The sequence below is a fragment of the Burkholderia sp. 4NA327C6 genome (assembly GCF_005502655.1).
Lineage (GTDB): Bacteria > Pseudomonadota > Gammaproteobacteria > Burkholderiales > Burkholderiaceae > Burkholderia > Burkholderia contaminans.
The window spans coordinates 257,868-266,701 of record NZ_SCNZ01000005.1 but is presented as its reverse complement, the minus strand read 5'-3'; the positions used below and the strand labels follow the sequence as shown (position 1 = coordinate 266,701).

The following is an 8,834-nucleotide window of genomic DNA, read 5'->3' as shown; positions in this document are numbered from 1 at the left end:
CCGGCAGGCGCTGCACGAACGCTGCCACGCCGTCATTGCCCTTGCCGCCCGTGCCCGTCGGCCAGTTGACCGTCGTCCCTTCGCCGATCTTCGACTTCCATTCGCCGTTGACCTTCGACAGGTAGTTCGTCCAGATGAAGCTCGTGCCCGAGCCGTCAGCACGGCGAACCACGGCGATGTCCGTGTCCGGCAGCTTGACCTTCGGGTTCAGCGCGGCGATCGCCGGGTCGTTCCACTTCTTGATCTTGCCGAGGTAGATGTCGCCCAGCACCGGGCCCGACAGCGTCAGTTCGCCGGCCTTCACGCCCGGCACGTTGACGACCGGCACCACGCCCCCGACCACCGTCGGGAACTGGAACAGGCCGGCCTTCGCGAGCTCGTCATCCTTCAGCGGAGCGTCCGAACCGGCAAAGTCGACCGTCTTCGCGTTGATCTGCTTCAGGCCGCCCGACGAGCCGATGCCTTGATAGTTGACCTTGCCGCCGCCCGCCTTCTTGTACGCATCTGCCCACTTTGCATAAATCGGTGCTGCGAAAGTGCTGCCTGCGCCGGTGATATCTGCCGCATGAACGTTGAGGGCAACAAGAATCAGGGTGCAGGGCATCAAAATCCGGATGTTCACGTAACGCCTCCTGTCTGCTATCGGCATGCCGGCCCGCAAGCAGGCCTCGGTTGAGAAGTCTGACTGGTCGAGCGGGGGCCGCCGGCCGCCTTTCGGCAACGTCTGTCGATTGACCGCGGCAATGGTCGTCTCTCGATTGCTTTCGAGCACGATGCGCGATTGCGCCGGGGCAGTAGCCTCCGTGCCGCATCTTTCTCGTATGACATTCGCCGGGAAGTTGATTGCAACGTACCGCAACCGAGGCCGCAGGCAGCGACCGGCTGGTCGGGATCGTCACTGACGATCGGGTAGCTCAGGCGAGTGGCGAAGTCCGTCATCGTGCGCGGTAAGCGGTCTCGCAACGAAGGGTGCTAGGAGTATTGCAGTTGGCTGTGAAAATTCAAGGAAGGCGCAATTGCTCGATCCGCCAGATTCAATGCACGTCAGTGGCGACGATGGAGGCCAATGCCCGATCGCCATCGCGTTGGGCAGTGTCTGCCGTGGAAAAGATGTCGGTACTGAATGCGATCAGTTTGAAGCCGGATCCCGCGGAGCGAGGAACCGTGATGCCCCAGTGCCAGCCGCCATCTTGCTGGAACACGTGGAGCGCAGGGGGTGTCTGGTTCAGTGCTGGTGAAGAAGTCGTCATCGCGTGCTCTCCCGTCGTGGGCCGACTGCGGGGCAACTACATCGGACGCGCGAACCCAGTCTACGGACACTTTTGCTGCGGCGCAATATTCGAGTTTTACGAAAATGCCAATGTGTGAAACGCCACAATTTTGAAATACAAATATGCAACGTCGGAGATGGCTGGCATATTGATGTGACGATTGGGATTTTCCGGAGGCTTTATGGATCGAAGTTCGCTTGTGTGGGCGGGGGTGCCGCATAGCAGCGATGGCGTCGTGTTTCAGGTTCGGGTCGGCCAGGGCCTTCAGCGTTTTCATATTGCTCGATTGATTCTCGAGAAGGCGTGCGAACTTGAGCGACTGGCGTCTGACGCGCGGCAGCTCGAATGCTTTTACGAGCATTTGACGCCGATTCTGGCAGTCGCGCGGAAGACGCGCTCAAAGGCAAAGGCCGATACGGTTTCGCTGAATGTTTCGGATTTTGTTCGAACCGGGAGTGCTCGGGGCGAGCAGGGGGCTTGGGCGGTGATGCGGTGAACGCCGCAGGGCGGTTGAGGGGAGCGGAATTCTCGGTCTTGAAACGGGCGGGCGTGGAGCTTGGCGAGCGTCACGCGTTGCGTCTCGTCACGTGCGGAGCAGGCACTGCTGCGGTGCTGGCGGGATGTTTTTTGCGGGCTTCCGCGTAGTCTCGTGATCGAGCCTCGCGATGAAAGGGCGTCGCTCGATGACTACCTACCCACGAATGAAAAGCGCTGGCCGGTGAACTGGCCAGCAAAAAGGTCCTGGCGATCCGAGGTTGAGTGTGCCAGAACCAAAGACACTGAGCGGCGTGCGCGTGCACCCGGGCGAACATGTCGAACGATCGGCCCCGAAAGGCGGGGCTTATCCGGCTCGACCTTGCGCAACAATCTGTGATCGCAGTTTAGGCTGGGCTAACCGATGCGACCAGACGCGTGTTCACGCTCGGAAACTGGAAGGCATCGCAGGGCTTCTTCGGTACCGTCCATGTTGCGATCATCGCGGCGGTCGGCAGATAGTCGGGATCGGCCGACGCGACCCCGGCCCATACCCCGCGCGACACCTGCCTGCCATGGAGATAAAAGTGCAGCTCCCGGCCAGCGCGGTCGCACACACACCTGATTCTCTCCACCGATTGGCCCAATCCTCTGATCCGTGCGATTTGGTCGCGATCCAGCTCGAACAGGGCACTCACCACGCCGTCACGATTGCCAATGCCGATCATGTTGCTGTCATCGGTCAACGCCCATGTCGGATGCGGCGTGCCTAGGCGCAGCATGAAATAATCTGCGGACTCTGAACCAACCATACCGTTTCTCCTGCAAAAGATCCGTCGTTCTGCTAACTGAAGATCAATGAAACCGAACGTTCATCCAATCCGGTTCTCTTCGCCGTACCTGGATACTGGAGTGGATGTGCCCCGGCGCGTTGCAATCGGCGGGCGCAACAGTGAAGCGCGCTGCGCCGGTCGCTTCCGAGGCACTCACACGCTCGCCTGACGCGTCGCGGTTTCGGCGGCGAGACTGTCCTCCGAACCGGAAAGTCTCACCGCAACAGCTGCCGCCGCCGTGCTCCCGTAGACGTTGAGGGCGGTTCTCCCCATGTCGAAGAAGGCGTCGACGCCCAACAGCAGCAGCACCGCATCGGCCGGCAACCCGATCGACGTCAGCACGATGGTGATGGCGACGATCGCTCCGGAGGGCACATTGGCTGCACCGTCGATGGTGATGATCGTCAGAAGCAAAATCGTAATCACCAGCGGCCACGACCAGGCGAGATGATATGCGTCGGCCAGATAGCCGACCGCGAGGGCCGTGTAGAGGACCGCGCCGTCGCGATTGAAAATATAGGCGAGCGGCAAAATCGTGGATGCCACGCCGTGGGGAACGCCGAATTCAACCAGCTTCTTCAGGTGCAACGGGTACGTGATTTCGGACGACCGCGTCGTGAAACCAAGGATCAGCGGTTCCTTCACCTTCCTGAGAACGGCGAGAGGCGACTGACCGGCGACGCGAATGACGAGGGTGAGTACCACCGCCAGAATCGCCATGCCGAGATAGGCCACGCCCAGAAGCTCGACGAGCGAGTGCACGCCGGCAAAGCCCTTGGCCGACAACAGCTGCGCGATCGCGGCGAAGATCGCGAGCGGCGACCATGCGATCACCCACTGGGTCATCTTGAACAGGCCGGACAGCAGCGCCTCGAAAACGGCAATCGCGGGCTCGGCCCGCTCCGGGGCAGCCGCCAATGCCGCACCGAAAATGACGCCGAAAACGAGTACCGGGAGAGAATTCCCCGCAGCGAGTGCAGCGACGATGTTCGCGGGGATCAGATCAACGAGAAATTTCGTCCAGTCGATGCTGGATGCGAGTGCTGCCGGCATTGATCCGGAGTGAGTGAGGCTCGCCCCGAGACCCGGCCGAAATGCAAAGTTGAGCAGCAGGCCGAGCGACGCAGCCAGGCCGGTCATTAAAACGAAGAAGACGATACTGGAGAGTGCGACCTTTCCGAGCCGTTCGCGCAGTCGGCCCGCACGAAAGACACCGACCGTGACCGACAGGAAAATCAACGGCATGACGACCATCTTGATCGCGTGGCCGAACATCGCACTGAGAAAGCCCAGCTTCCCGGCAAAGCCGGGAGCAAATACGCCGCAAGCGACGCCCAGTACAAGCCCGCCAAGCATTTGCATCGGAAGGGAAAGGCCCTTATTTTTCGTGTTCATGCCGCGCCTTTAGTAGTTTTATCCGTGCGGGCGTACCGTCAACGATGTGATTCCACATATGCTGACGCGCAAGCTCGCCGTCGTTCGCTTCGATTGCGTGAAAGATGTGCAGGTGCTCGATCGTGCCGCGCCGAACGGTTTCGGCGTCGCTACGCGGGAGTTCGTTCAGCGCCAAGGTTTGGGCTCGCAATAGACCATACGCCGATGAGATTCGCACGTTCCTTGCTGCAGCAAATAACGCTTGATGAAACACCCAGCCGATACGTTGCTCGAGCATGATGTCCGCGACGTCCCGCTCAATCAGGTCCTGCATTTTCTCTGCCGCGTCGCGGAGGTCTGCCGTTACGCCCGACCTGGCTGCAAGAAATGCAGCCGTACTCTCGAGGGCCAGCCGCATTTCAAAAATTTCGCGCAGATCGCTCGTCGTCGGCGATGCGACATACGTCCCGCTTTTTTCGATCACGACGACCAGCCCTTCGGACTCGAGCAAATGCAATGCGCTGCGCACGGGCATTTGGCCGAAGCCGAGTTCCTCCGACAGGCCTCGATGGGATACTTTCTGCCCAGGCGCAAGCCGGCCGTCAAAGATCCTCGATCGGATCTCGTCGTAGGCAAGCTCTGCATCTGTCGAGACTTTCAACGTCATCTGTGATCGCAGTTAGCGTATGATTGAAAAAGAGATAACGGATAGGAAATTACCCTTACTGGTAGCGCACGGCAACTGATAATTTTGCGAGTGGGTATGCCGAAAGCGATCCGGAAGAAAATCTTCGTCATGAAGCGAGCTGACAAATTAGATGACTTCACAAGATGTGCGCTTTACCATCTGCGCCGTTCGTGCGGAAGAAACCTATCCACTCAGGGCCGCAATCCTGATGGCCGGAGATGAGGAAGGGAGTGCCCTACCCGGAGATCTCGCCCCGACGTCAATGCACTTTGCCGTTCATGATAATGACGGTATTGTGGCCGTGGCGTCGGTATGTCAGGAAGGGCATGCCGATGTTTTGAACGCTGAGGCCTGGCGCCTTCGCGGCATGGCCGTCCATCCATCGGTGCGTGGGATGGGATTCGGACGCCTTCTGGTCAATCTGTCCATTCGTTATGCCCGCGAACAGCATGGATTATTGCTCTGGTGTACGGCACGCGAATCAGCCTGCCTATTTTATGAAATGCTCGGCTTTAATCGCGATCCGAAACCGATTTCAATGCAGGGTCGTGATGACATGAGGTTCTTTCTCATGCAGCGCCAGATCGCGGGCTGATTTTCGTTGGGTACTGACGTCAGACGACCAGATGGTTTATGCGTGGTCTAGTCAGGCGTTTCTGCGATCAACTTGGAAACATTAGCGATCGAAGGCGACCTGGCGTATGTCGATGTCTTCAAACTGACGTACCGGAAACTGCCATGAGCTATCCGAGCACCTCGTTCATTCTGTCGGCGATCGATCCGGACTTTCTGTACCCATGCCTTGAGGTTCGATTCGAAACCGACGACCTGGATGCGCTGCGGCGGCTGGTCGACCCGGACGCACCCGAGGATGCGGACCTCGACGACTACTACCTTCTTTCGCCGACACAGGTTGCCGCCGTATGCGAAGCTTTCGCGATCGCGTTTGACCACGGCTCGCGAGACGGCGTCATCTCGAAGTACGCCGATACAGGGATTCGCATTCCTTACCTTATCCATACCGGTTACGAGCTGGCTTTGATGGTGCAAGGGCGCAAACCGTTCGGGTTCATCGAATTCAACAGCGCATGGCGGCCGTCGGTCGTACTGAAGGCTCGCTTCGACGAGTATGTGGCCCGAGGTGTCTTGCACGCTCACGAAATCCTCTTTGATGCGCCGGCCCGCCCCGGTCGTCCAGCGCCTCAAATCGGGCAAGTCCTTTATACGCTCAAAGGCGAGGAGTGGCGTATCCCGGCTCTGGAGTTTATTCGTCAGAACCTCAACCTGCACGGCGATGGCTGCGAGAACATGGAGCGGCTGGAAGGTGCGTTGCTCGGTTACGAGCGATGGCAAAACGACTGGTGGATCGACCATCTCGCGCGCAGCGGTAGCAGTCGTTACGGCGCCTCCAGTATCGTCAAGGTGGACCGAGCGCAATTCGACTGGCTCGTTCACGCTGGCTTTCGGGCGCTTCCTCCCGTCGACGCGCCGACGTTCACACTCCATTCGTCGCACGGGTTCGATGAAGATGCAATGAAGGCCGCCATGCGGAACGCCCCGACCATTGAAGCGTTCGTTCAGTTCAACGTCGGATTGGTTCACATCATGCACGCAGCCGATTTCCGCACCGCGGGCCCTTACGAGATTCCGGCAACACTGATTCCGACGATAAACCAACATCTGTTGCGTGCGGTAAGGGTTTTGATTCGTCGAAGTGATTGCGTTGAATCGCCCTCTTCGTAAGGACGAATCCGGCAGCACATTGATCGGACAGGATCGTAAATTCGATGAGTCTTTTACAAAATCGAGAACTTGTGGATGCACTGGCCTCGCTGCCGGAGCGGCAACTGGTCGACGTGATCGCTTTGGCGTTGGAGGCGCGCGAGGCCAAAGTGGCGCGTCCGGAATGGCAGTCGGCCAAACTCGTGCTCGCGGAGGTTCACCGATTCCATGAGACGCCCGCTGCATCATCACCCTGGACGCTTCTTGTGCTCGCGCGGCCTCAATATCCCGGGGAGTTTGTCGACGACGGGCACGGGCCGAGCCAAGAGGGAACGTGCTGCGGACTCACGCTCATCAGCTATGCCAAACGCATCGTTTGTCCCGTTTGTGGCGGCCCGGTTTCAGCAACCTGAGTGAGCCGCCGAGTGCTGCCTTTGGGCGTTTAGGCCGCAACTCGTAGCCAACAAGGGCCCAGCGGCTCTCCGAGGGATATTGGCCATGCACGAACAGTGTCTGGTGTCTTTCGAGGCCGCCTGTTTGACACTGCGGCTCGCGCCCGCAAGCAAGGAGTTGACCGTTCGCAGTAGGATAGGGCTCTGCTACGCGCAGATCACGAGCGTCGACAACGCGCCTTTGCTGTCCGACGTCCAGGGTTTTCAATGAACGCGATCCACCGCGATTCCGGCGGTTCGCCAATCAATTTGATCAATTGAAGGATGCAGACATGAGCACGATTTACGATATTCCCGTCAACGCGATCGACGGCGCGCAAACAACCCTGCGCGCCTACGAAGGCAAAGTGCTGCTGGTGGTGAACGTGGCGTCCAAATGCGGGCTGACGCCGCAATACGAAGGGCTCGAGGCGCTCTACGAAGGCAAGCGCGCGGAAGGTCTCGAAGTGCTGGCGTTCCCCGCCAACAACTTCAAGGGCCAGGAGCCGGGCACCGACGCGGAGATCCAGTCGTTCTGCACCGGCACCTTCGGCGTGAAGTTTCCGTTGTTCTCGAAAATCTCCGTGATCGGCGACGACCAGCATCCGCTCTATCGCTCGCTCACCCAGGCGCAGCCGCAGGCCGCCGGCGACGGCCCGTTCCGTGCGCGCCTCGAAGGCTACGGCATTCAACCGAACCCGGCGCCCGAGGTGCTGTGGAACTTCGAGAAGTTTCTCGTGAGCCGCACCGGCGAAGTAGTTGCGCGTTTCTCGCCCGATACGACCGCGGACGACCCGAAGTTGGTCGCCGCCATCGATGCGGAGCTGGCCAAGGCCGCGTAAGCCTGCGCGCGTGACGCGTGCCAGGACGGATTGCCTGACCTGCACCCGTGGTCGAGGGTGCCAGGGCGGGGCAATCCAACACCATTTCTGCCGACATGGCACTCGCGCATTGAAGACGGAACGCGACGGGGTGCCTGCCTCGAATGGCGAACGGGAGAATGCGTCAGGCCGACATGTCATTCAACGGACTGTTGACGTTGAATGACACCGTTCGGGAAGGGCCATTGACCGACAGCTCAGCGCTTGCCGAGATCTCCCGGCGCAGGCGCGAGCGCCCAGTCGAGTGCGAAGTCTGCAACCTCCTCCCAGCCTTGCTCGCCACAGGTGTAGTGGCTGCGGCCGTCGAACAGCTTGTACGCCGAGATCGCACGCGAACCCTTCGCATTCCTTTCGAAATTCTCGCGCTGTACGGCCGGCGGCAGGATGTTGTCGTTGCCGCCGGCGATAAAGAGAAGCGGTGCGCGATCGTCGTTCGCGAAGTTGTAGCGCGTCGGGGCATTCGGGTTGACGTTCGCGAACGCGCCTTGAAACAGGATCCGCCCCGACACGGGCACCGCGTAGCGGTCATAGACCTTCTTCGATTCCTCGAGGCTCAGGTTGTTCGTGAACGCATAGTGAAACTCTTTCTCGGTGATGGGCACCGCACGATGCAGGTTGGCCGGATTGCGAAGGACCGGGAACGCCGCCTTGATCTGGCTGAACGGCAGTGCCCATACACCCTTCACCGCGGCGCCGTCGATCGAGACACCGGCCGAGCCGTAGCCCGCGTCGAGAAGAAGCTGGGCGAACGCGCCGCCAAACGAGTGCCCCATGATGATCGGTTTGGTGTCGAGCGCGGCGATCGTTCGGGCCAGGTGATCGAAGATTTCGCGCACGCCCAGATTCACCAGCGGCGACGGATCGCGACGGAGGGCCTCGACGCCGGCCGCGCCCGGCTGGACGCCCGGATACCCTGGCGTGATGACGCGCATGCCGCGCTGCTCGTATCGAGTGACCCAATGTTCCCACGACAACGGCGTCATCCACAGACCGTGAATAAGTACAACCGTGTCGGTACGCGTTTCCGGATTCATATCCCTGCTCCTGTGATCGCTGGATGACGAACATCACGCCCATGTGACCTCGGTATTTCCGGAGCCGTCTGCCCCGTGCTTGCCAGCAACGAAACAAGGGGTACTACGCGATTGCCGTATGCCAAG

At 60.0% G+C, this 8,834-nt stretch carries 11 protein-coding genes; 5 read left to right on the top strand and 6 right to left on the bottom strand.

Annotation, left to right across the window (positions count from 1 at the left end):
- Together pstS and FFS49_RS07800 are read right to left on the bottom strand one after the other, a co-directional pair.
- A partial coding sequence (gene pstS, locus FFS49_RS07805) for a phosphate ABC transporter substrate-binding protein PstS (protein WP_137951001.1) occupies window positions 1-604 on the bottom strand: 604 nt, incomplete at its 3' end.
- 430 nt (window positions 605-1,034) lie between these two features.
- A complete protein-coding gene (locus tag FFS49_RS07800; RefSeq protein WP_105817140.1) occupies window positions 1,035-1,250 on the bottom strand; it encodes a hypothetical protein in 216 nt (71 codons plus the stop codon).
- Window positions 1,251-1,452: 202 nt separating this feature from the next.
- On the opposite strand from FFS49_RS07800, the gene FFS49_RS07795 reads away from it, so the two are divergent.
- Window positions 1,453-1,767, top strand: coding sequence for a hypothetical protein (locus FFS49_RS07795; protein WP_046197119.1), 315 nt, complete (start codon window positions 1,453-1,455; stop codon window positions 1,765-1,767).
- A gap of 385 nt (window positions 1,768-2,152) precedes the next feature.
- Here the strand turns inward: FFS49_RS07795 and FFS49_RS07790 are convergent, their stop codons facing one another.
- The 3 genes from FFS49_RS07790 to FFS49_RS07780 all read right to left on the bottom strand — a co-directional run bounded on the left by FFS49_RS07790 (window position 2,153) and on the right by FFS49_RS07780 (window position 4,619).
- On the bottom strand, window positions 2,153-2,557 hold the full coding sequence (locus FFS49_RS07790) for a hypothetical protein (protein ID WP_039360432.1): 405 nt from the start codon (window positions 2,555-2,557) through the stop codon (window positions 2,153-2,155).
- A gap of 174 nt (window positions 2,558-2,731) precedes the next feature.
- The gene (locus FFS49_RS07785; RefSeq protein WP_171026735.1) at window positions 2,732-3,973 is read right to left on the bottom strand and encodes a dicarboxylate/amino acid:cation symporter; all 1,242 of its coding nucleotides are present in this window, start codon (window positions 3,971-3,973) and stop codon (window positions 2,732-2,734) included.
- Window positions 3,957-4,619: a GntR family transcriptional regulator gene (locus FFS49_RS07780; RefSeq protein ID WP_046197118.1), complete on the bottom strand. Its 663-nt coding sequence runs from the start codon at window positions 4,617-4,619 to the stop codon at window positions 3,957-3,959. Before FFS49_RS07780 ends, FFS49_RS07785 begins: the two co-directional genes overlap by 17 nt.
- Window positions 4,620-4,770: 151 nt before the next feature.
- Here FFS49_RS07780 and FFS49_RS07775 point away from each other — a divergent pair, with 151 nt between their 5' ends.
- The 4 genes from FFS49_RS07775 to FFS49_RS07760 all read left to right on the top strand — a co-directional run bounded on the left by FFS49_RS07775 (window position 4,771) and on the right by FFS49_RS07760 (window position 7,635).
- Window positions 4,771-5,235, top strand: a complete 465-nt coding sequence (locus FFS49_RS07775) for a GNAT family N-acetyltransferase (RefSeq protein ID WP_105817137.1) — start codon at window positions 4,771-4,773, stop codon at window positions 5,233-5,235.
- A 143-nt stretch (window positions 5,236-5,378) separates the two neighbouring features.
- Entirely contained in the window at window positions 5,379-6,383 is a 1,005-nt protein-coding gene (locus FFS49_RS42530; protein WP_224756016.1) for a hypothetical protein, read from the top strand.
- Between the two features lie 44 nt (window positions 6,384-6,427).
- Window positions 6,428-6,775: a hypothetical protein gene (locus FFS49_RS07765; protein ID WP_137909730.1), complete on the top strand. Its 348-nt coding sequence runs from the start codon at window positions 6,428-6,430 to the stop codon at window positions 6,773-6,775.
- 311 nt (window positions 6,776-7,086) lie between these two features.
- On the top strand, window positions 7,087-7,635 hold the full coding sequence (locus FFS49_RS07760) for a glutathione peroxidase (RefSeq protein ID WP_039355423.1): 549 nt from the start codon (window positions 7,087-7,089) through the stop codon (window positions 7,633-7,635).
- Between the two features lie 236 nt (window positions 7,636-7,871).
- Here FFS49_RS07760 and FFS49_RS07755 read toward each other — a convergent pair whose 3' ends face one another.
- Entirely contained in the window at window positions 7,872-8,708 is an 837-nt protein-coding gene (locus tag FFS49_RS07755; protein WP_105817136.1) for an alpha/beta hydrolase, read from the bottom strand.
- Window positions 8,709-8,834 lie beyond the last annotated feature (126 nt).

What these genes read in the sequence shown, in the direction of transcription:
- FFS49_RS07800 (WP_105817140.1), bottom strand. Translation starts at nt 1,250, where the DNA reads ATGACGACTTCTTCACCAGCACTGAACCAGACACCCCCTGCGCTCCAC.
- FFS49_RS07795 (WP_046197119.1), top strand. Translation starts at nt 1,453, where the DNA reads ATGGATCGAAGTTCGCTTGTGTGGGCGGGGGTGCCGCATAGCAGCGAT.
- FFS49_RS07790 (WP_039360432.1), bottom strand. Translation starts at nt 2,557, where the DNA reads ATGGTTGGTTCAGAGTCCGCAGATTATTTCATGCTGCGCCTAGGCACG.
- FFS49_RS07785 (WP_171026735.1), bottom strand. Translation starts at nt 3,973, where the DNA reads ATGAACACGAAAAATAAGGGCCTTTCCCTTCCGATGCAAATGCTTGGC.
- FFS49_RS07780 (WP_046197118.1), bottom strand. Translation starts at nt 4,619, where the DNA reads ATGACGTTGAAAGTCTCGACAGATGCAGAGCTTGCCTACGACGAGATC.
- FFS49_RS07775 (WP_105817137.1), top strand. Translation starts at nt 4,771, where the DNA reads ATGACTTCACAAGATGTGCGCTTTACCATCTGCGCCGTTCGTGCGGAA.
- FFS49_RS42530 (WP_224756016.1), top strand. Translation starts at nt 5,379, where the DNA reads ATGAGCTATCCGAGCACCTCGTTCATTCTGTCGGCGATCGATCCGGAC.
- FFS49_RS07765 (WP_137909730.1), top strand. Translation starts at nt 6,428, where the DNA reads ATGAGTCTTTTACAAAATCGAGAACTTGTGGATGCACTGGCCTCGCTG.
- FFS49_RS07760 (WP_039355423.1), top strand. Translation starts at nt 7,087, where the DNA reads ATGAGCACGATTTACGATATTCCCGTCAACGCGATCGACGGCGCGCAA.
- FFS49_RS07755 (WP_105817136.1), bottom strand. Translation starts at nt 8,708, where the DNA reads ATGAATCCGGAAACGCGTACCGACACGGTTGTACTTATTCACGGTCTG.